The 22,705-nt window shown below is 39.7% G+C and carries 17 protein-coding genes; all 17 read right to left on the minus strand.

All coding sequences use genetic code 11. The features are described from left to right. Nucleotides 1–419: 419 nt before the first annotated feature. Entirely contained in the window at nt 420–4,457 is a 4,038-nt protein-coding gene (locus PTI45_RS16275; RefSeq protein ID WP_069328660.1) for an S-layer homology domain-containing protein, read from the minus strand. A gap of 233 nt (nt 4,458–4,690) precedes the next feature. After that, entirely contained in the window at nt 4,691–5,818 is a 1,128-nt protein-coding gene (locus tag PTI45_RS16280; RefSeq protein ID WP_069328661.1) for an MraY family glycosyltransferase, read from the minus strand. Nucleotides 5,819–5,931: 113 nt separating this feature from the next. Beyond that, nucleotides 5,932–6,690 (minus strand): WecB/TagA/CpsF family glycosyltransferase, encoded by a 759-nt coding sequence (locus tag PTI45_RS16285; protein WP_069328662.1) that lies wholly within the window; start codon nt 6,688–6,690, stop codon nt 5,932–5,934. Between the two features lie 6 nt (nt 6,691–6,696). Then, complete coding sequence (gene csaB / locus PTI45_RS16290) at nt 6,697–7,848, minus strand: polysaccharide pyruvyl transferase CsaB (protein ID WP_069328663.1); 1,152 nt, start codon at nt 7,846–7,848, stop codon at nt 6,697–6,699. Next, nucleotides 7,821–9,848, minus strand: a complete 2,028-nt coding sequence (locus tag PTI45_RS16295) for a DUF5693 family protein (protein ID WP_069328664.1) — start codon at nt 9,846–9,848, stop codon at nt 7,821–7,823. The genes csaB and PTI45_RS16295 overlap by 28 nt, the downstream gene beginning before the upstream one ends. Nucleotides 9,849–10,043: 195 nt before the next feature. After that, complete coding sequence (locus tag PTI45_RS16300; RefSeq protein ID WP_069328691.1) at nt 10,044–11,759, minus strand: phospho-sugar mutase; 1,716 nt, start codon at nt 11,757–11,759, stop codon at nt 10,044–10,046. Nucleotides 11,760–11,820: 61 nt separating this feature from the next. Beyond that, nucleotides 11,821–12,258: a 3-hydroxyacyl-ACP dehydratase FabZ gene (fabZ, locus tag PTI45_RS16305; RefSeq protein WP_069328692.1), complete on the minus strand. Its 438-nt coding sequence runs from the start codon at nt 12,256–12,258 to the stop codon at nt 11,821–11,823. Between the two features lie 219 nt (nt 12,259–12,477). Continuing rightward, the gene (locus PTI45_RS24480; protein WP_083243576.1) at nt 12,478–12,777 is read right to left on the minus strand and encodes a DNA-directed RNA polymerase subunit beta; all 300 of its coding nucleotides are present in this window, start codon (nt 12,775–12,777) and stop codon (nt 12,478–12,480) included. Continuing rightward, entirely contained in the window at nt 12,770–13,594 is an 825-nt protein-coding gene (locus PTI45_RS16315; protein ID WP_069328665.1) for a flagellar hook-basal body protein, read from the minus strand. The genes PTI45_RS24480 and PTI45_RS16315 overlap by 8 nt, the downstream gene beginning before the upstream one ends. A gap of 36 nt (nt 13,595–13,630) precedes the next feature. After that, the gene (locus tag PTI45_RS16320) at nt 13,631–14,512 is read right to left on the minus strand and encodes a flagellar hook-basal body protein (RefSeq protein WP_069328666.1); all 882 of its coding nucleotides are present in this window, start codon (nt 14,510–14,512) and stop codon (nt 13,631–13,633) included. A 99-nt stretch (nt 14,513–14,611) separates the two neighbouring features. After that, nucleotides 14,612–15,610, minus strand: coding sequence for a rod shape-determining protein MreB (mreB, locus tag PTI45_RS16325; protein WP_069328667.1), 999 nt, complete (start codon nt 15,608–15,610; stop codon nt 14,612–14,614). A 372-nt stretch (nt 15,611–15,982) separates the two neighbouring features. Next, nucleotides 15,983–17,353, minus strand: coding sequence for a UDP-N-acetylglucosamine 1-carboxyvinyltransferase (gene murA / locus PTI45_RS16330; RefSeq protein WP_069328668.1), 1,371 nt, complete (start codon nt 17,351–17,353; stop codon nt 15,983–15,985). A 247-nt stretch (nt 17,354–17,600) separates the two neighbouring features. Beyond that, nucleotides 17,601–17,849 carry a DUF1146 family protein gene (locus PTI45_RS16335; RefSeq protein ID WP_069328669.1) on the minus strand — a complete coding sequence of 83 codons (249 nt, stop codon included), beginning with the start codon at nt 17,847–17,849 and terminating at the stop codon, nt 17,601–17,603. 377 nt (nt 17,850–18,226) lie between these two features. Further along, the gene (locus PTI45_RS16340) at nt 18,227–18,643 is read right to left on the minus strand and encodes a F0F1 ATP synthase subunit epsilon (RefSeq protein WP_069328670.1); all 417 of its coding nucleotides are present in this window, start codon (nt 18,641–18,643) and stop codon (nt 18,227–18,229) included. A gap of 34 nt (nt 18,644–18,677) precedes the next feature. Next, nucleotides 18,678–20,078, minus strand: coding sequence for a F0F1 ATP synthase subunit beta (gene atpD, locus PTI45_RS16345; RefSeq protein WP_069328671.1), 1,401 nt, complete (start codon nt 20,076–20,078; stop codon nt 18,678–18,680). Nucleotides 20,079–20,172: 94 nt separating this feature from the next. Beyond that, on the minus strand, nt 20,173–21,042 hold the full coding sequence (atpG, locus tag PTI45_RS16350) for an ATP synthase F1 subunit gamma (RefSeq protein ID WP_069328672.1): 870 nt from the start codon (nt 21,040–21,042) through the stop codon (nt 20,173–20,175). 135 nt (nt 21,043–21,177) lie between these two features. Further along, nucleotides 21,178–22,692 (minus strand): F0F1 ATP synthase subunit alpha, encoded by a 1,515-nt coding sequence (atpA, locus tag PTI45_RS16355; protein ID WP_069328673.1) that lies wholly within the window; start codon nt 22,690–22,692, stop codon nt 21,178–21,180. Between the last annotated feature and the right edge of the window lie 13 nt (nt 22,693–22,705).

The raw sequence follows: 22,705 nt of genomic DNA on the forward strand, positions 1-22,705 counted from the left end.
TTTGTCAATCGAAAAACCGCAGTGCACAGAAGTTATTATACATTGCGTCAATGATGCCGTAAAGACATTTTTTCACATTGAGATCGACTAAACATTCCAAAAGTTAATCTCAATTTAATAACCTGTCAGCAATTATGTTGCCTTGTTTTATCGGGTTCATATATGTAGACGCAGGTTTCTTCAAAAAGTTGCGGTTTTTCAAAAAAAGTTTTCTGTTTTTTTTGCGACATATATTATATCGCAAAACAGAGCCTTAATTATCATACTACACTTTAGGAAGATGTGCCACTTTTGTCTACAATACTTTTTTATAACTATATTAGTACTAAACACGTTTTGACCTCTTTAAAACACTCTTTGCATAATTATTTTTGCATAAAAAAAGAGAGAGCTCTTGAAGAACCCTCTCTAGTAACAAATTACATTTTAGGAAGTTTTTTATCGTTGATCATGACTTTCGCTAAAATAACTGCTGTATCTGAACGTAACATTTTTGCAGTTGGAGAATAGTTGAAGCCTTTTTTGGAATCTCCATCAATAGCAGAACCATTGATAAAGCCTTTTTTGGCTACCGCTAATACCGCTGCTCTAGCGTAACGATCGACAGATGTAGCATCTTTGAAGATTTTTTGTAGACCTGCATCAATTTTCGTTTGATCTGTATCCATTTTAAGATTGAGTGCTTTGGCAATAATTACTGCTGCATCCTGACGACTGATACTATCTCCAGGACTAAATACTTGCGGCTGAGTACCACGTACAAAGCCTGCACGCGCAGCTGTTTCTATATAACGATAATCGTATAGTGCATTTTCTGCAATATTACTATCGCTGCTACTTACATCAATAAAGTGTTTGGTACCTTGATAATCAAATGGCATTTGTTTTGCTTTGACGATAGCACGAGTAAATTCACCACGTGTAATATATTGATCTGCTCCGAAAGAAGTATCTGGATCAATAGCTTTCATAATACCTTTGGCAAATAAAGCTTCCATATAATCTCTTGCATAATCATGTTGAACAATATCTGTATACGAATAACTTAGTTTGGCAACCACATAGTAACCAAAACGGTCAAACGGTACAGTTACAGTATGACTCTTCGCGTTTACAACACCACCAAGATTCTCCCATTGTCCAGTACTGTTACCCAATGAACGATCAAAGAAGAATACAGTGATAGCTTTACCAGCGTCTTCAGCGACATTATCAGAATAAGACAATGTTAGTGTCCCACGTTTCGATGGAACCAATTCATTTTGCGGATTACGCTCATAGAAACTTGGAGTTTTAGAATTAGATGATTGGTAAGGATTTTGTCCTAATTTAGTAGGATCGTATACATCAGCTGTAGTAATATCATCAGCTAAACCTGGGTCAATCCAATACACTGGACTACTTTTCACGAAATGATTATTAAACTGACTTACAAAAATTTGTTGTCCTACTTTAAATTTAGCATCCATATTGGTTGGAATAGGTTCAAAGTTATAACGATCGATAACTCCATCTTGGCTATTACCAATTCCAAATAGAAGGCTATGTCCAGAGAATACTTCATTTTTCAATTTGTCATCCGCACTTGTACCGATATCACGACGGATAAGGTTCGTTCCAGATGCAAATTTCAAATTCAAATCGCCTTCAAAGACTTTAGCAGAAGTCTTCATATCCTGCATAAATTCTGCGCCTGGAATATTTGTAGGTACATATTTAACAGTAATATCTGTTTTCACTTGCTCGCCGTTAATCGTAACAATAATTGGAATCTTCGTATCTTTATTAGCTTTCAGATCTTTAACTGTCACACGGTAAGCATCTGGATACTCCGGATCTTTGCCATTGGCTTTACCATTAGGATCAGTATAAAAAGGTTCTTTAGTAGCTTCTTCTTTATTAATAACAACAGAAGTAGCATTTTTAGAATTAACCACTACATCTACAAAATTGCTATTAGTTAACTTTTCAGCTGTTAAAGGTCTTACAATTTGATAAGCCTCTGTTTGTTTACTAATTTCCATTCTTGCAGAAGAACTAGGTCCTCCAGCTCCTGTATTGTATACAGTAAAGTTATAGACAATAGGACTTCCATCTTTCTCTACCTTTTGTCCTCTCAGAATAAAGCTAAACGATTGTTTAGTATAATCATAAAATACGCTTAGTCCTGCATCACTCGGTTTACTATCTTTTGCTTTCAAAGCATCTCCAGTAGTTGAAGTAAATTCATTATTAAGTGTCCATGTTGCGACTGTAGTACCATCTGATTTTTGAACTTTCAAAATATAATTACTTTTATTAAGTGTTGCGTCTCCTCCATCAAGGATGCTTTGTACGCCCTCCTTGGTAATACCTAAATCTACAAAATCGAAAGTACCATAAATATTAAAATCCTGCTGAGTAGTTGTATAAGCTGTTCCGTTCATAGAAAAGTCAGCATCTTTAGCTGTTGGAATAGCATCACTATTTCCTGAGAATTTGAAAGGAAAAATCCCAAGAGTAGTATCTACAGGAATGACAGGTACATCTGTAGGAACTAGATTAATTTTGATCGCATTCTCGTAAGAAGTTTGATTTGTTTTGAATACAATTTTGACTGTATTCTCTCCTGAGAACATTGCATTGTATGCTTTGGATACCGAACTAATAGGAATTCTAAAATTAGTATCATTTTTGCCATCTACAGGGACAAGCGGAATAATCGTATTATTCACATAGAAGAATACTGTTTGTTTATTTGCTCCATCATCTGTATAACGAATATCTGATTGATTCGTTACATTCTGCAATTTACCAGAAAAATCATCTAGAGTATTCGTAATGATTCGTACGTCAGATCCTGCAACGTTCTGGCTATTTTGAATAACTATCCCATCATATGCTTTATTAAAATTAGCATATGGACCAAATAATACGTTTACTTTAGCTGATACTTCTGGCGTATCGACTCCACCCTTAATTGCTTTAAAGGTCAAAGTTTGTGTACCACTTATAGGAAGTTTATCAAGTTTATAAATTAAGCGTTGTGTAGGAACAGCACTTCCACTTACAGGAGATGAGTCAATTAGTGAATAAGAAGCATCACTTGCAACAGCGGCAGTTCCATTACTGTCTACAATTTTGCTAATATTAAGCACTGTATTACCATCTCCATTAACTACCAATACTTCTAAAGCTGTTGGTAATGAGAAGATATTTGCTCCATCCAATGTTGTTCCAGTCATTGTTTTAGCGGATGCTGGAGTTGTATTGGCTGTATATCCAGATAAATAGTTTACTTTAGAGATATAAGCTGCCGTGCTATTACGTAAAGTCAGACCAAGCCCTTTACTTGAGTCGCCTTTAGCAAGAATAGATACGTTGATTCCTTTATCGTAGTCAAATGTGCGATTGTTATCTTGTGGAATTGTATATGCTAGTGTTACGTAAGCAGAAGTACTTTCAGTTTCAATAACAGTTGGTGTTACTGTTCCTGTATATTGGCCTGAAGTTACTGTACTTGGTATACCTGCACCACTAAAAGTATACGAAATATAATCCGTAAAACTTGCAGGACGCGTATTATTAGTCAAAGGAACAACGATTTTACCTGTTAATGCAAATTTATTATCGGAAATCGTGAAATCCGGGAATGTTGAAAGATCTGCAGAAGTCAAACTTCCACTTTGAGCATACGTGTCATAGAACGTTGTTAGTCCATTATAAAATGTTACTTCACGTGTTGTTTCAAGCACTTGTGTTCCATTGATCGCTTGAATCGTCAAAATATTTTTACCTAGCTTTAAAGCTATAGGAGCTACTGTGAATTGATAATTGTTAGAACTTGATACAAGAGAAGTTCTACTGTTACCACCATTCACTAAAACAGTAACTTTTGTTGCATTCGGTGCAGAACCACTAAGAGACATGTTGGCTGTTTGTTGTCCCTCGTTAATTCCGCCTTTGGCAGCCGTTAATACAACAGATGTGTTCTCTTTTAAAGCAACTGCATCGTTATCCAATACAGCATTCAAATTGTAGATAGTTGGACCATCACGATACTCTACATAAATAGATTCGGCTACTTGTGAAGCTACACCTTGTGTCGCTTTAAAAGTAACACGGTTTAAACCTGCATATAAAGGAATATCGGAAATGGTTAAGCTTGAACCACCAGATGTACTGGCATTAATATTTCCGCTTAATCCTTTGTTCGATTTAATCACTGTAACAGCAGTACCATTTTTAGAAATTTGTTCTACATCATAACTAATAGAGTTCGCATTGATATTACTATAGCTACCCGTTACCGTAAGTTTGTCACTATTCGCAATTCGTGGTGTTCCAATATCGTACTGCTCATTAGGGAAAATGAAAAAGCTTCCTGTCGCAGCATTAGCTGACTTTGCACCTAAACCTGGGGGTAGACTACTTACAATAAGAACTACCGCCATAAGCATCGATAGTATTTTCTTCAAAATGATGTTCCTCCTTTGATTTCGGTCGCTGCTCCAACTCACTAATGGCGGGCATAACCTGTCTACCCTTTTTATCGGCATCCTACAGGTATATTTTAATAAGTTCAGAGAAAACAATACAAAAAAACCTCTCTTTCTATAGAAAGAGAGGCTTCAATATCGCCGAGATCCTTTGCTAGCAACCGATCTACGACAAATGATTTATTTTATTAATTTTGAAGAAAATACGTTATTTAAGGTTTGCTTCCACGAGTTGGATCAGGTTTGATTCGCAGGCGAGCAATCAATCCAAGAAGTGGACGTCTTGTTTTGCCAACTAAACCAATAAGCTCTGCTCCAATTTGAAGGACAAACATCATGACACAAATCACTAGGAATGTTACCCAATTGGCTTCATTAATAGCAGCCGATGATTGAATAATAGCTAGAACACCGAAAAATGCTGCAATTCCATAAATCAATAATACTGTCTGACGATGACTTAATCCGAGTTCGCGTAGACAATGATGCAAATGACCTTTGTCTGGTGCAAAAATCGGCTTCTTATGTACCCAACGACGGATAATCGCGAAGAAGGTATCAGACAATGGTACACCGATAATGATTAGCGGAGTAATAAAAGAAACAACCGCGATTTGTTTAAATCCAAGTAAGGATAACATCGCAAGACTGAATCCGAGGAACAATGATCCCGTATCACCCATAAAAATTTTGGCTGGATGAAAGTTAAAGTAAAGGAATCCAACAATAGCTCCCAAAAGAAGTAGACATAAAAGCGCTACAGGGTAGTTACCCATAATCAATGACATTGTGAAAATACTACCGATCGCAATAGCAGATACACCTGCTGCCAAACCATCCAACCCATCAATCAAGTTGATCGCGTTCGTTACACCTACGATCCAGAAGATCGTTAGCGGGATAGCAATCCAGTTTTCAAGTGAAGAATACGAATCTTGAAAAGGAATATTTACAAAATCCACTTTGATTCCGTATCCGAATACTACTGTACATGCAGCAATAATTTGACCCAACAATTTAACACGAGCTGATAATTCAAAACGGTCATCCAGTACACCGATCAATACAATAATTGAACCCGCTGTAAAAAATGCTTTCATAAAATTAGCGTCGCGTGCAGGTAGATCAAATGGCAAAAACGGAAGGACAGCAACAAAAGCAATCGTAAATGCTAAATAAATCCCCAGTCCGCCAAGCCTTGGCATGATTCTCGTATGCACTTTACGGGCATTAGGAACATCTACGGCTCCGATTCGAATTGCAAACTTTTTGACGAGCGGCGTTAGAACCAGTGCCAATGCCAGCGCCAGAACAAATCCGAGAATAAAAATGATTAACATTTTGCTTTTCGACCCCCAATTTATCTCACGGAGCCAATTATACTCCGTTCGAAATTAAACACCAAACTTCTTTTAAGCACGTTTTAGGCGATATTCATCTAAATTTCATCTATTTAATGAACTTTTACTACGTTTTCCTTGTCCTTTAGCACTTTTAATGCGAATTTCGGAAGCGCAAGCATTCTTTTGTATCGTGTAGGCTCTTTAAGTAAGCGATAAAACCACTCCAAACGCAGTTTTTGGAATAATTTTGGTGCACGTTTGGTTTTGCCAGAGATCACATCAAAGCTTCCACCTACACCCATAATGATCGGAACACCCAATTCTTGCTTGTATGTACCAATCCAAGGTTCTTGTGTATCTGCTCCTCTTGCAACAAAAAGAAGATCAGGTGCAAGGCTACGAATTTCAGCAATAATTTGTGCATCTTGATCTGGGCCAAAAAATCCATCTCGATAACCCACAACTAAAGTATGGGGATATAAACTTTTTAACCGGGTAGCTGTTGCCTGAATCACTTCCGGGGTTGAACCTAGTAAATATACTTTCCAATGAAGCGCCTGTCCTCTATCCATCAAACGATGTAATAGATCGTATCCAGCTACACGTTCAGCAACAGGTTGACCACAAGTAGAAGCTGCCCAGACTAACCCTGCTCCATCAGGAACAAGTAATTCTGCATTTTTCATCACTTGCATATAAGCAGGTTGTTCCAAAGCCGTCATAATCATGATTGGATTCGCTGTAATAATCTGCTGCGGTTTACCCTTTTTGATACTTTGTTCCAGATATTCAACGGTATCGTCCATATTCATTTTGGATACTTGTAACCCGTAAATCGGAACCGTCGGTATGGTATTCCATTCTTTCATTATATATCACCTTTGTGCTAAATAATAATGAGCAATAAAACGAGCAGGGCTAGCAGCATCTTGTTTGAGTAATTCGATAAAAGAAGCTTTGCTGGCACGCCATCCTTCTTGATCATCTAGCAATACTTTCGTTTCTTTTGCCAATTGAAGCGGATCCACCTTTGTACTAGTGCCTGTGGCTTGAATTTGTAAACGATTCAAGAATTGATCGATTTTGGGATCATACGATATGCCAATTAAAGGTACGGATTGAGATGCTGCATAGATGAGACTGTGAAGCCTCATACCTATAATAGCATGACAATGGCTAACTTCCACTAACATTTGTTGTGGATCTGTTACTTGTTCTGCGCTACTTATCATACTTCCATGCTCACGGATATCCCCAATACGATCAATAACATACTGAGAAGCTTGCTCATCTTCTGGCAAATGGAAAGGTAAAAAGCGAAGATGAACCGGTGATTCTTGACTTAATAAACGCAAACCATCCGCTATTCCATCTAATTCACGACGCTGTTTATCCCAAAAGCGAACCGATATACCCACAACAGGAAGCGAATCCATATTCGCTTCTCCTATATGAGTTAAAGACTTAACTTGGATAGGATTGCGTGTCGTAGGTAACGGTAATCCCATAACAGGATCAGCAACCACTTCAATCTTAGAACGAGAAAGCCCCATTTTTTCTAATAATAAAGCAGATTCCTGATCCCGTACAGAAACATAAGCACTTCGTTTAAAACTATTTTTAATCCATGAGAAGAAGAATTTCTTCTGTACAGGTCCTACACCTTGAGCATAAATAAACACAGGCTTACGTAACCATTGAGCGATACGAACAATGCCTAGATAGTAAGGAATAGTCATGATGCCTGTAGAATCTTGAAGTAAACTACCTCCACCACTGATCAGACCATCACTTTCTTTAAGCAATTGACGAATTTCGCGAATCTTCAACCGACCTACAGAGCGTACTCCATACATTTTGGAAGTCCATTCAGGATCACCTGACAATACGATCGGCTCGATTTGAATACCTTGTTGTTTACCCTGATCTTCCAGTGAATTCAAAATGGATTTTAATACGGCTTCGTCTCCACTATTGCGGAACCCATAGTATCCAGAGATTACGATTTTCGCAGAAGCGGTAGCCATTTTTTCCAACACCTTTCAAGGATTTGCCATGCAATCACAGCAACCAGTCCAAGAATCAAACCAAGTCCCATTCCTAGCAGACCACGAATCAGAGAAATATGAACAGGTGAATGAATATGTGCAAATGTATCAACCATCGATAATTGACCAATACAAGCAATAATCATAATGTAAATCGCATGACGATACTTCGCTGCAATAAATACACCTAAAATAAATAATGGATGAGCCATTAAGAATTCTTTATTACGTGGACGAACACCTAATAAGCTTTCTAGTGCATTACGGAAATGCATTTCAAGCGGTGTTACTGTTCCTGCATTACCGGTACGCGAAAGATAATACATGCCTACAATTCCTACGATACCCAGTACAATAATCCAAGTTAGTGTAATTGGAGTCGTTAGTACTTTGCGAATACCACCTATACCAAAACTTTGTTTGCCACGATAAAAAGCGATATAAACCGCAATTAAAGCGATAGGCGCAAAGTGTAATAAACTTACACCACGGAATTGGTTGATGACTAGTTGATACGTAATATCGTTTAGAAGTCCGATAATAAATAATGCTCCTGTTAATGACCACAGCGATGTACGAATAAACAAGATAACGGCTTGAATCACACGCTGACTTACAGATAATTGATGTCTTGTTTCGTATAAACGATCTACTTTGCGTACAGCATAGATCATCGCGATCGTTGGTGCACTAATAGCCGCTAATAAAGCAATACCTTGTTCTAAAATAAGCGCTTGATGAATTAAGATCATTCCTGCACTTCCAACAAGTCCAAGTACAAATACGATCAAAGTGAAGCGTCGTACAAAATAATAAACCAGCAAAGCAATATACGCAATCGCACCAATCAGTACAATTAATTTGAAATATTTATTGAAAACAGAATGACTTACATCCATAGCGGAAGCAGGTCCAATTTTAAAACCGTGACTTTCGATATTTTGAATCGCATGCCCTTCGGTTTGTAGACTCTTAATGACATTATCAATCGAGTTAGTCATTTGAGCTTTGGTCGTGTCACGAGATACCGCCAAGTTAATATACATCATCCGAATATTGCGATCTTTGGCTGCCAAAGCAAAACGATCAGCTACTGTATAAGGATCTAGCTTAGAATCGGATTCGCTCAATGAATACAATCGAACCACATTATAATCCATCAGGTAGGCTAATTTGCTAAACCCAGTTTGTGGTTTTTTCAAGTTTTCGATAGCTGCTATACCAATTCCATGTTGATTCAACAATGTAGCAAAGTTAGCAATACTTTTCTTCTCGATATCGTCAGTGAAACCTGTAACTGATTCACCATCGAAAAGAATTGTTTTAACACCATATTCAGCAAATTGACTTAACAATCCATTCATACGATTTTGATCATAAGGTAATGAATCGTTTAAACGGGGTACGATTTGGAAGCCCATGTTGTGAAGCATCCGCATAGTGATTGGATCTGGATCAAGTGGCTTCAGTCCAGCTTCATCCGCAGAAGTCTGAATAACCACACCCGGTAATCCTTTGAAGCTCCAAGGTACAACAGGGATGCCCAATGAATTGTATACACGCTGAAGAACAGGCTCTAGTAATTGTGCATTTTCTTCACTTGTAAACTGGACATATGTAAAATTTTCATTTTGCGGAATAACCTGATTTTGAAGATTAGCCACATCCACAGAATTATACACATTTAGACGTTGCGATTTTTGCAATTCACTTAAATTACTTTGGTATACAGCGACAGAACCTATGCCTGCATCCTTCAGCAATTGAAGCTGTTGCTTGATATAATCCTGGGGATGAGGCTGATACGATGCAATATCGATCAGATTACGATAATTAAAAACAAACTCTACATTTTTGGACGTTGATTCGGTTTTAGTACGATCAAAAGCAATCGGCAATGATGCCACCAAACCAATAATCACTAATATCCATAACCATTTCACAGAAGAATTATTCCAATGCTGCCATTTCTGAACCACTCAAGTACCTCCTTAGTAAGTTCGTTATGTCGCTTTGTGGGAGTCGCCCAAAGAAGAACATAACGAATGGTTCCGCTGTTAAGACTAAGCCTCACAGCGGAACCCTTCATTCATCTGATCTATTATATACTGCCTGGTGTGTCTATCCTACTAAAAATTGATGACAAAATGCCATTTCAACAAAATATTTTTTGTTTATCCGTCTACACGTTGCATCACAGCAGCTGTTAATTGTTGAATGCGAGCTGTTGCATCTGCGCCTGAATCACCACGAACCGCAAAGTATACTTTAATTTTGGGCTCTGTTCCAGAAGGACGTAAGCAGAACCATGATCCATCTTCCAATAAGAATTTCAATACGTTTTCTTTAGGAAGGCCATCTAACCCTTTGGAATAATCCAATGCTTCACTCACTTTAACACCAGCGATTTCAGCAGGGCTATCCGTGCGCCATGATTCCATAATGCCTTGAATCTGTGCAACGCCATCTTTTCCTTTAAGCGTACGAGATTCCAAACTTTCTTGGAAGTGGCCAAATTGCTCATACAACTCTTGCAATACATCATATAACGTTTTGCCTTGTTGTTTGTAATAAGCAGCAGCTTCACTGATTAATAGTGCTGCAACTACTGCATCTTTATCACGTGCATAATTACCTGCTAAATAACCATAACTTTCTTCGTAACCGAACAAATAGGTATGCTCGCCACTTTGTTCAAATTGATTCATTTTTTCACCGATATATTTGAACCCTGTTAATGTGTTAAATACGGTTGCTCCATAATGTTCAGCGATAGCTGCTCCCATTTCACTCGTTACAATCGTTTTGATTACTGCGCCGTTAGAAGGAAGTTTGCCTTGCTCTTGAAGCTGACTCAAATAATAATGAATCATAATCGCACCCGACTGATTACCAGTTAGAACAAAATATTTACCATCTGGATCTTTAACGACAGCACCCATACGGTCACTATCCGGATCTGTACCGATTAAAATATCTGCGTCTACTTCTTCACCTAGCTTAATGGCTAGTGTAAAAGCTTCACGCTCTTCAGGGTTAGGTGACTTCACTGTTGTAAAGTTACCATCAGGTGCTTCTTGCTCAGATACGATTGAAACGTTAGTAAACCCAAGACGCTCTAGTCCTGCACGTACAGGAAGATTACCTGCTCCATGTAAAGGTGTATAGACAATGTTCAATGCTTTGCCTGCTTCACCTTGTAACAACTCACGATTCACGCTAATAGCTGTGACTGCTTGGATAAAGTCTTCATCTTCTTCTTTGCCTAACCATACCAACAATCCTTGTTGTTCCGCTTCTTCACGACTAATACGCTTAATCGCTGCAAAAGAAGAGACTTCACGGATATTGCTAATCACTTGCTCGGCTTCATGAGGAACCAGTTGGCCACCGCTGTTGTTATATACTTTATATCCATTATATTCAGGCGGATTATGACTTGCTGTAATCACAATACCACCCGTAGCTTTGAGGTTACGAACAGCAAAAGACAATTCCGGTGTAGAACGAAGCGAAGGGAATAATTTCGCTACAATTCCATTTCCAGCAAGTACCAAAGCTGCTTCTAATGAAAATTCAGGTGAAAAGTGACGGGAATCATGAGCGATTATAACAGATGGCTTACCTTCTCCAGTATGAGCAGATACAATATACTCTGCTAAACCTTGAGTGGCTCTACCTACAGTGTAAGAGTTCATACGGTTACTACCTGCACCAATCACTCCACGCAGTCCACCTGTACCGAATTCTAGATCACGGTAAAAGCGATCTTCCAGTTCTTTATCTTGTCCTTGGAGTCCTTGCAATTCCTCTTTGGTTGCTGCATCAATCGATTCGTCATTTAACCATTGATCTAAATTACGTTGAGCTTGTTCACTAAGTGTTGTCATCATATCCATCCCTTCTCCATCTATAAGTTATCAATCATCAAATCATTTCATATTCAGTCGATTACTCTTTATTCGGCTCTGTCAGCGCGAACATAATTTCACCCTCAGCAACAACTTTACCATCCACGGTTGCTCTAGCATGTCCTTTACCGATCGATGCTTTCATACGTGTAATATCCACTTCCAATTGAAGCGTATCACCAGGTACTACTTGTCCACGGAAACGAACACCATCAATTCCTGCAAACATCGCTAGTTTGTTACGATTTGCTTCCATTTGCAAAATAGCTACTGCGCCTACCTGTGCTAACGCTTCAACAATCAATACACCAGGCATCACAGGATAACCTGGAAAATGCCCTACAAAAAATGGTTCATTAATCGTTACATTTTTAATACCTACAGCACGTTTACCAACTTCCAATTCCAGTATGCGATCTACCAGTAAAAAGGGAGGACGATGCGGTATAATCTCCTGAATTTGTTGTACATCTAACACAACCAAAACCCCTCTCATTTTCAACAGTATAGGTTCACTTTTTCTTTCATCCATTATCGCATCTTCAGATTGCATGCATAACAATGTGAATCCGAATCGTTCACCTGCATTGTCCCATATAATATGTAAGCAATTTTTAGTTATTTTAAGCAGTCCCCATCATTATAACGGTTTCGACAACAAAAATAAAACTCCTGCATATGCAGGAGCCTTTAAAAGTCATGGTGCAAAAACAAGTTGAAAAATATGCGCCCATGTTTCCGGATATAATACATCCGATATATTTTGTTTACCCAAAATAGCATAACCTACCATTAAGCCTGCCATTAAAGCAACAACAAATCCAACAATCACTAATATGACACGTAATGTTTTGACACCAGCCGAAGCAGATGGAGTAGCTGGCTTCTTCTCCGGCTGTTTTCTCTCAGGTGCAGGCTTTCTCACAATTTTTTTATTAGGAGTTGCTTTACCTTGAGCTTTAGCCGCTTCTTGTACGGCTGCACGTCTACTAGCCACGAATACTATTGGTAATGCTCATCATGTTATCACTAGAAGACAATGTACGTGCTGCCAGCTGATATGCACGTTGTACTGTAATCAATTCAGACATTTCTGCACTCAAATCGACATTAGACCCTTCCAAAAAGCCTTGACGAATCTGAGTCGTTGCAGACATCGTGCCTACAACATCATTTAAGTTCGCTCCGGTAGGTAACATGAATAAGTTTCCATCCATTTGCGTAAGCCCTTCTGGATGAATTATACGATCAACTTGAACCGATTGTGGCAGTACTGTAATTTTGCCTGCACCATCCGTAGAACGAACAACACCTTTGTCATCGATCTGGATACTGGTTTTGGCTGGAACTTCCAAAGGAGCAGATACCCCTCTAGCATTTTTCCCCATTAACAAATAGCCTTGATCGGTTGCCATAAATGCTTTGGTCGGGTCTGTGGCTGAAGGTACAAAGTGGAAAGATCCTTCACGTGTCCAACCTTGCTTCCCATCTGCACTCACTGCAAACATACCATCACCTTGAATAGCCAAATCAGTAGGATTATTAGTCGTCTGCATTTCCCCTTGAGCAGTATTCATCGTTACATCACCCATACGAGCACCGAATCCTAGATTGTATCCTGCTCCTGTTACGCGACCTGGTAGAGCAGATGCTGCACCTGGTTGTTGTTTAACCGCAGTAAATACATCTTCAAATGTAGCTTGTTTTCCTTTGTACCCTACTGTATCGGCATTCGCAATGTTATCAGAGACCATACCCAGTTTTTGCTGGATACCGCTCATCGCTACCATTGCACTGATCATCGAATTATTCATTATTCTCCTCCTTTGCTAACCATCTATACTGCTATATTATACACGACCTACGTCATTGACTGTTTTGTCTAAGCTTTTATCGTAAAATTGTACGATCTTCTGATTTGCTTCATATGCACGAAGGGCTGCTGTCAAATCAACCATTGAAGCGGCTGCATCTACTGTAGAACCTTCCAAGTACCCTTGGCGAACTTCTACATTGTCGCCTGCTTGTAATTGTCTTACACCTGCTGTAGCTGGATCTGTTACACGGAACAATCCATCACCTGCACGAGTCATCTGACCCGGTAGATTCACAACAGAAATGCCTAAGCGTCCAACTGTCGCACCATTGATCTTGGTTGTAATATTTCCTCTTGAATCAAAATTATAATCATCAATCGAACCACGAAGTGTAATCGGATTACCGGTTGCCCCTAATACTTGGTTACCGGTTGATGTTAATAATTGTCCTGCTGCATTCAATTGAAAATTACCGTCACGAGTATAGCCTGTTTCTCCGGTCTTACTGGTTGCTGTAAAAAAAGCTTGCGGACGATACGTTACTGTACCATCTTCTGCTACATATTTACCTGAAGCATCGAAAGGAATGTTCTGCTGAGTAGCCGGGTCTGCCAGATTAATCTCTGACACCAAAGCAAAGTCATCCGCTGAATTCGTCTGACGCATATCACCTTGTACATTCATAGAGATACTTTCTTCTGCCAGTACACCGGTATTCAAACGACCAATGTTTCGGTTGCTTGATCCTTGATCTCCATTATTTAACGAGATCAACATTTCTGGAAAAGAACGTTCAATACTCTCTACTTGCTTGTATCCAGGGGTATTTACGTTTGCTATATTTTGCGTCACGGTATCATGGCGACGTTGCTGAGTAATCATACCTGAAGCAGCCGTATATAAACCTCTTAGCATTACCGGACACTCCTTTCGTGTTCAATATAGGGGTGATTCTGATTGTTTATATCCAAGTTTCCGTCTCATCATTACATTCTACTACTTATATCGGTTAGACTAGAACTTTTTTTTAGAGACTTTGTCCAAATTATTTAACATAATTCCTGTTCCTTTAACAACACAGTGCATTGGATCTTCTGCAACCAGTACGGGAACATGCAATTCTTGAGATAATAATTCTTCTAATCCGTCCAACATCGCTCCGCCGCCTGTCAAAATAACACCACGGTCAATAATATCTGCTGATAATTCTGGAGGAGTCTGTTCGAGCACCGTTTTAGCTGCTGCTACAATCGACAAAATCGTATCGGATAATGCTTCTTGTACTTCACCCGACGAGATGGTAATTGTTTTAGGTAATCCACTAACGATATCGCGACCACGAATATCCATTTCTCTTTGTAAGCCACCCGGACGTACTGTTGCAATATTAATTTTGATATCTTCTGCTGTACGTTCACCGATCAGCAATTTATATTTATTTTTGATATGTCTCATGACAGATTCATCGAATTTGTCTCCAGCGACTTTCAGTGATGATGAAGTTACGATATCCCCCATCGACAATACAGCGATATCTGTTGTACCTCCACCGATATCAATAACCATATTACCACTTGGTTCGAAAATATTCATACCTGCTCCAATAGCGGCGGCTTTAGGCTCTGCTTCCAAAAATACTTCTTTGGCACCACTACGCTCTGCTGCTTCACGAATCGACTTTTGCTCCACTGAAGTAATATTGGTAGGTGCACAGATCAGAATACGAGGATGACTATACCAGCTACGAGCGCCTACTTTATTAATAAAATGTTTGAGCATCGTTTCTGTCACTTCAAAATCAGCGATCACTCCATCACGAAGTGGACGGATAACGACAATATTTTCAGGTGCACGGCCGATCATACGTCTTGCTTCTTCACCTACAGCAAGTACACGCTTAGTTGTTGTTTCTATAGCGACTACCGAAGGCTCGTCCAAAACGACACCTTTTCCTTTTACATGAATCAAAACATTTGCTGTACCTAAATCAATTCCAATATCCTTGCTGAACATATCAAGAGCCTCCAAAAGTTCGTATTTCCGGTAACAAAGCACCGTCCGTTATTTTATGCTTTTACATCATCTGAGAGCCTATTCACTGGTTATGTTTGAAATGTTAACGAATAAACGTTCTCCGGCAACGATCAGTTCAGCGAAAAATATGTATATGTGCCCACTATGAAATGAATGCAAAAGGCTGACTTATTAAAATTAGCATAATTACCAAGGGTATTCAACGCCATTGTTCGTCATTTTTGGAAAAGAAAATGTCATATATAACAAAAGAGCCAGACTATAATCAGTCTGACTCTTCAATATACGTGAATTACGATATCAAAAGCGATCTAATGTTCGCCTATAGATACATTAAATTCATATACTGTTTTATGCGAGTGTAGGTTGAACATTCAAAGCAGCTGTGTTTACTTTTTCTGTTTTGTCAGAAAAAGCAGCCATTTGTTCTTCTACCGCAGGTGTTGGTTCTTGAGAAGGTTCGGCTTCTTCCAAGCGCCAAATATCTGCTCCCAATCCAGATAACTTTTCAGCCAAATGTACATATCCACGATCGATATGATGTGTTCCGCTTACTTCAGTTGTTCCTTCAGAGATCAAACCTGCACAAATCAATGCAGCTCCTGCGCGCAAATCGGTTGAGCATACTTTCGCACCAACAAGACTTGCTCCACCTGTTACGATCGATGTTCTACCTTCAATACGAATCCCCGCGTTCATCAGGTTGAACTCATCGACATGCATAAAGCGATTTTCAAATACCGTTTCACTGATAATACTTGTTCCTTCAGAAGCAAGCATTAAAGCCATCATTTGCGCTTGCATATCTGTAGGGAAACCAGGATAAGGTAATGTTTTTAGATCGACAGCACGAAGTGGCTTATCAGCGATAACCTGTACTCCGTTCTCATCTGGAATGATTGTAATACCCATCTCTTCCATTTTAGAAATAACAGGACCCAAATGATCAGCAATAGCACCTTCCACGTACACGTTACCACCTGTGATAGCAGCGGCAACCATATATGTACCAGCTTCGATACGATCAGGTATAACTGTGTGTACTGTACCGTTAAGAGATTCTACACCTTCAATACGAATCACGCCTGTACCTGCTCCGCGAACTTTAGCACCCATACTGTTAAGGTAGTTAGCTAAATCTACAATTTCAGGTTCTTTAGCTGCATTCTCAATCGTTGTAGTACCTTCTGCAAGAGTAGCAGCCATCATAATGTTCTCTGTAGCGCCTACGCTAGCTACGTCAAGATAAATCTTCGCTCCGCGAAGTCTACCATCACATTTTGCTTCGATGTAGCCTTGCCCCAAATTAATCTCTGCACCCATAGCTTCAAAGCCTTTAAGATGCTGATCAATTGGTCGTGTGCCTATTGCACAACCACCAGGTAAAGAAATACGTGTTTTACCTAAGCGAGTCAACAATGGACCCATAACCAAGAAAGAGGCACGCATTTTGCTTACCCATTCGTACGGTGCTTCACAAGAAGTTAATTCTTCTGCGTTGACCTGAATCGTCTCGTCTTGGTATGTAACAACCGCTCCTAGCGATTCTAATACCTTACTAATCGTCATTACATCGTCAAGAGAAGGTGCGTCATGAATAGTACTTACACCATTTTCTCCAAGTAGTGAGGCAGCAATAATTGGAAGAACAGAATTCTTAGCTCCGCTAACTTTAACACTTCCTGTTAATCGCTTGCCACCGCGGACGATAAATTTGCTCATTAGGGTTCCCTCCGCGCGTCATTTTGCTTATCCGGCATTACACAATGACGAATCTAATCCAGCTGAACATAGTTGCATACAGACGCTAGTGATGTCTGTTATCTCATCTCATTCATCTTCTTAGATTCGTGTGATTGTACAATACCCTATTGCATAAATTTTAGTTTTTAATGTAGTAGGTGAGAATCATACAACCGTTGGTTTTCAAATAAATAGTCTAACACACTTATAACCACACTGTTCACATTCAAAACATAAATCGGATAGACTGTGTCCAGCGGATATAATCCAGCAGGAAATTAGATACGAAATGTCCTAGCACGATGGCAAATAACAAATGAAGCAATTTACCAGCTGCGCTTTTGGGATAACGAATCAATAGATCGAGTTTTAAATTTTGCAATGCCCACCAGGACAAACCAATACAAAGGAGCGATATGAATATGGATAGTAAACCGTTCACACCGACAGCGGACACTGTATCTACCGTACTCATTGTTGAAATAGCTCCCTCCTTTATTGCTTACTGATGAATCATCCTTTTATGCGGACTATTCTATAATACTTGCCAAGCGTTAAAGAATCTAGTCCCAAATTTACAAAAATCAGCATTTTCTTGTCATATTAGTGTTATTTCAGAAAATAAGTGCATACTTAAAGCATTTTTCTCAGCAAATAAATAAATAGTTACTGAAAAGGAAATGCGTGGGGTACGCCTAAAGACCTAACCTAATTCTCAAATTCAATGATTTCTAACATAAATGTCCAAACTTATATGATTAAAATGAACTCAACTATAATAGCACAAGCCATTTTTATAGACAAACTAAAAATAAAAACCGGACCCAAGAATAGCGGCCCGGTTATATCCATTTAACGGTTCTCACCTGATGAAGATACTTTAAGACGATTCATAGCTCGTTGTAAAGCAAGTTCAGCCCGGCGGAAGTCAATGTGATCTTGAGTCGATTTGTTGTTGAGACGGCGCTCAGCACGTTCTTTTGCTGCTCTCGCACGCTCAATATCAATATTGTTTGGCAATTCTGCACTGTCTGCCAAGACAACAACTTTATCAGCACGGACTTCTAGAAACCCACTTTGAATAGCTACCACTGTTTCTTTGCCATTGACTTTGTACACCAATGGAGCGACTTGTAGTGGAGTAACCATCGGAATGTGACCTGCTAGAATCCCAAGTTGACCTTCTACACCTGTGGCTCTTAATTGATCCACCTGTTCGGAAAACACCAGACGTTCAGGTGTTACAATTTCCAATAGAAACGTGCTCACTTTCATCCCTCCTCACGTTTTGCAGGCATATAATTTACAGTGTTTTTGCTTTTTCCACTGCTTCTTCAATCGTGCCTACGAAGAGGAATGCTGCTTCTGGAAGATCATCATGTTTGCCGTCTAGAATTTCTTTGAAGCTACGTACTGTTTCTTTAACAGGTACATAACGTCCTTTGATTCCAGTAAATTGTTCAGCAACATGGAATGGTTGAGACAAGAAACGTTGAATTTTACGCGCACGCGATACAGTCAACTTATCTTCTTCACTCAACTCATCCATACCCAGAATTGCAATAATATCTTGTAGCTCACGGTAACGTGCTAAGATTTGCTTAACACCTTGAGCGATATTGTAATGTTCTTCTCCTACAATTTCAGGATTCAAGATACGTGAACTGGAAGCAAGTGGATCTACTGCTGGGAAAATACCCATTTCAGAGATTTTACGTTCCAAGTTCGTTGTTGCATCCAAGTGAGCAAATGTCGTTGCAGGAGCCGGATCGGTATAATCATCCGCTGGTACATAGATCGCTTGAATCGAAGTAACTGAACCTTTTTTAGTAGAAGTGATACGCTCTTGCAATTGACCCATCTCTGTTGCCAATGTTGGCTGGTAACCTACCGCAGATGGCATACGTCCTAGCAATGCAGATACTTCAGAACCTGCTTGTGTAAAGCGGAAAATGTTATCTACGAACAACAATACATCTTTGCCTTCTTCATCACGGAAATATTCAGCCATTGTCAAACCTGTCAAAGCTACACGAAGACGTGCACCTGGAGGTTCGTTCATTTGTCCGAATACCATTGCGGTTTTGTTAATAACGCCTGATTCTCTCATCTCGTGATAAAGGTCATTACCTTCACGAGTACGTTCACCAACACCAGCAAATACAGAAATACCGCCATGCTCTTGAGCAATATTGTTGATCAATTCCTGAATTGTTACTGTTTTACCTACACCAGCACCACCAAACAGACCGATTTTACCACCTTTAGCATAAGGAGCTAGCAAATCGATAACTTTGATTCCTGTTTCAAGGATTTCAGCTTGTGTAGACAATTCGTCAAATTTAGGAGCTTGACGGTGAATAGGGTTTTTAATTTCAGATACAACTTCGCCAGCTTCATCGATAGGTTGACCCAATACGTTAAATACACGACCTAACGTTACGTTACCTACAGGTACCGAAATAGGAGCACCTAGATCAAGAGCGTCTAGTCCACGTACTAAACCATCTGTGGAAGACATTGCGATACAACGGACAAGATTATCGCCCAAATGATTCGATACTTCAAGCGTCAAGTCGATTTTGTTACCATTATCTAGCGTAGTTTCGACCTTGAGCGCGTGTAGGATTTCCGGAAGTTGACCACGTTCGAATTCCACGTCTACAACCGGTCCCATTACACTTACAACGCGACCTTTGTTCATTATCGTTTTCCCTCCTACTGACTTGCTGTATGCAGCGATGTCATCAAGCACTGCTATGCAATTGCTTGTACATAATTGATATTGTTAAGCTCTATTAGCCTTGTGCATTCGCTCCAGCGACAATCTCTGTGATCTCTTGTGTAATCGATGCCTGACGGGCACGGTTATAGACAAGTCTTAGATCTTTGATCATTTGAGATGCATTCTTCGTTGCGCTACCCATGGCTGTCATTCTAGCACCCTGCTCACTTGCTTTACCTTCGAGCAAAGCGTTATAGATCAGTGTCTGTGCATATTTTGGCAAAAGAACTTCCAATACGCCTTCTGCAGAAGGTTCGTATTCGTAGCTTGCTTTAAGTTTATCTTCTTGCGCCACTTCTACCGATTCCATTGGTAACAAACGAGTGGAGTTCGGAACTTGTGTTAGTGCATTGATAAACTGGTTATAACATAAGTAAAGCTCATCGTATCTGCCTTCTTCGTATCCTTTAACAGCATCGTATGCTATGGATTTGATATCGGCATAGGTCGGAAAGTCTGTCAATTCTGTCACAGCATCTGTAATCGGAAGATTACGACGACGGAAGTAATCGCGTCCTTTACGTCCAATGATGAACAATTCGTACTGATCTGTCGATGTATGATTTTCCTTGATCTTATTACTAACATGTTTGAGCATGTTGGCATTATAACCACCCGCAAGTCCACGGTCGGAAGTCACTACGAGATAAGCGATCCGTTTGACTGGACGCTTCTCCAACATCGGATGATATACACCTCTTGTTCCAGAAGCAATACTCGCAACCACTTCACGCAATTTATCGGAATATGGACGTGCTGCTTGTGCCTTCTCTTGAGCTTTACGAAGTTTGGAAGCCGCAACCATTTCCATTGCTTTAGTGATTTGTCTTGTATTTTCTACGCTTTTAATCTGACGTTTGATCTCGCGCATACCTTTAGCCATATGATTTCACCACCTTAACCCTCTGAAAACAAGTTCAAAGTTGTTTCCTGAATCATGGTTGACCACAGTCCGACAGATTGGCTATCGGAGCTGTAGCAACTTCATTACAGAACATCTATTTTGGATCAAATGAACTTAGTTGGAGGTAGCAAAACCTTTTTTGAAGGTATTGATTGCATCAACCAACGCTTTTTCATTATCAGCTGTTAAATCTTTAGTATCACGAATCGATTGCAAAATCGCATCTTGGCTACTTGCCATGTAAGCAAGGAACTCGGACTCAAAGCGACGTACATCAGCAACCGGAATATCATCCAAATGACCTTTAACGGCAGTGTATAAGCTTACCACTTGTTGTTCTACTAACAACGGTTGGTTAACACCTTGTTTTAGAATTTCCATCATACGTGCACCACGGTTTAGACGGGACATTGTTGATTTATCAAGATCTGATCCGAACTGAGAGAACGCTTGAAGCTCACGATATTGAGCTAGATCTAGACGCAGTGTACCTGCAACCTTTTTCATGGCTTTAATCTGAGCGGAACCACCAACACGAGATACTGAGATACCAACGTTAATCGCTGGACGTTGACCAGAATAGAACAAGTCAGCTTCCAAGAAAATTTGTCCATCTGTAATCGAGATTACGTTTGTAGGAATATAAGCAGATACGTCAGATGCTTGTGTTTCAATAAATGGCAATGCTGTTAAAGAACCGCCACCTTTTGCATCACTAAGCTTAGCCGCACGCTCTAGCAAACGGGAGTGAAGATAGAACACGTCACCTGGGAATGCTTCACGACCTGGTGGACGACGAAGCAATAGGGATAATTCACGATAAGCTGCCGCTTGTTTGGACAAATCATCATAAATAATCAATGCATGTTCGCCTTTATACATAAAGTATTCACCCATTGCACAACCTGCATATGGAGCGATGTATAGTAGTGGTGAAGGATCAGAAGCCGCAGCAGTTACGATGATTGTGTATTCCAAAGCGCCATGACGACGAAGTGTTTCTACAACTTGAGCAACTGTGGATTGTTTTTGACCAATCGCTACATAAATACATTTTACGTTTTGACCTTTTTGGTTAATGATTGCATCGATAGCAATCGCTGTTTTACCTGTTTGACGGTCACCGATAATCAACTCACGTTGTCCACGACCGATTGGAACCATTGCATCGATAGCTTTGATCCCTGTTTGCATAGGTTCATGAACCGATTTACGATCAATAACACCAGGTGCTCCGCCTTCAACAGGACGGAATTCTGTTGCTGCAATAGGTCCTTTACCATCAACAGGTTGACCCAAAGGATCGACTACGCGACCTAGAAGAGCTTCCCCTACAGGAACTTGCATAATACGTCCTGTGCGTTTTACTTGGTCACCTTCACGAATTTGTGAATATTCCCCAAGAATAACAACACCGACATTATTAGATTCCAAGTTCAAAGCCATACCCATTACGCCGTTAGAGAACTCAAGAAGTTCGCCTGACATTGCATTTTGCAAACCGTATACACGGGCAATACCATCACTTACTTGGATAACCGTTCCGACTTCTACGACTTCAATATCGTTTTTGTATTGCTCGATTTGACTTTTAATCAATGTACTGATTTCTTCAGGTCTGATACTCAAGTCAGTCCCCCCT

This window comes from Paenibacillus nuruki (assembly GCF_001721045.1).
GTDB lineage: Bacteria > Bacillota > Bacilli > Paenibacillales > Paenibacillaceae > Saccharibacillus > Saccharibacillus nuruki.

Bases quoted from the DNA above. Each gene is read 5' to 3' on its own strand.
- PTI45_RS16280 (WP_069328661.1), bottom strand. From the start codon at position 5,818: ATGTTAATCATTTTTATTCTCGGATTTGTTCTGGCGCTGGCATTGGCA.
- PTI45_RS16285 (WP_069328662.1), bottom strand. From the start codon at position 6,690: ATGAAAGAATGGAATACCATACCGACGGTTCCGATTTACGGGTTACAA.
- csaB (WP_069328663.1), bottom strand. From the start codon at position 7,848: ATGGCTACCGCTTCTGCGAAAATCGTAATCTCTGGATACTATGGGTTC.
- PTI45_RS16300 (WP_069328691.1), bottom strand. From the start codon at position 11,759: ATGACAACACTTAGTGAACAAGCTCAACGTAATTTAGATCAATGGTTA.
- PTI45_RS16315 (WP_069328665.1), bottom strand. From the start codon at position 13,594: ATGAATAATTCGATGATCAGTGCAATGGTAGCGATGAGCGGTATCCAG.
- PTI45_RS16320 (WP_069328666.1), bottom strand. From the start codon at position 14,512: ATGCTAAGAGGTTTATATACGGCTGCTTCAGGTATGATTACTCAGCAA.
- mreB (WP_069328667.1), bottom strand. From the start codon at position 15,610: ATGTTCAGCAAGGATATTGGAATTGATTTAGGTACAGCAAATGTTTTG.
- murA (WP_069328668.1), bottom strand. From the start codon at position 17,353: ATGAGCAAATTTATCGTCCGCGGTGGCAAGCGATTAACAGGAAGTGTT.
- PTI45_RS16335 (WP_069328669.1), bottom strand. From the start codon at position 17,849: ATGAGTACGGTAGATACAGTGTCCGCTGTCGGTGTGAACGGTTTACTA.
- atpD (WP_069328671.1), bottom strand. From the start codon at position 20,078: ATGAACAAAGGTCGCGTTGTAAGTGTAATGGGACCGGTTGTAGACGTG.
- atpG (WP_069328672.1), bottom strand. From the start codon at position 21,042: ATGGCTAAAGGTATGCGCGAGATCAAACGTCAGATTAAAAGCGTAGAA.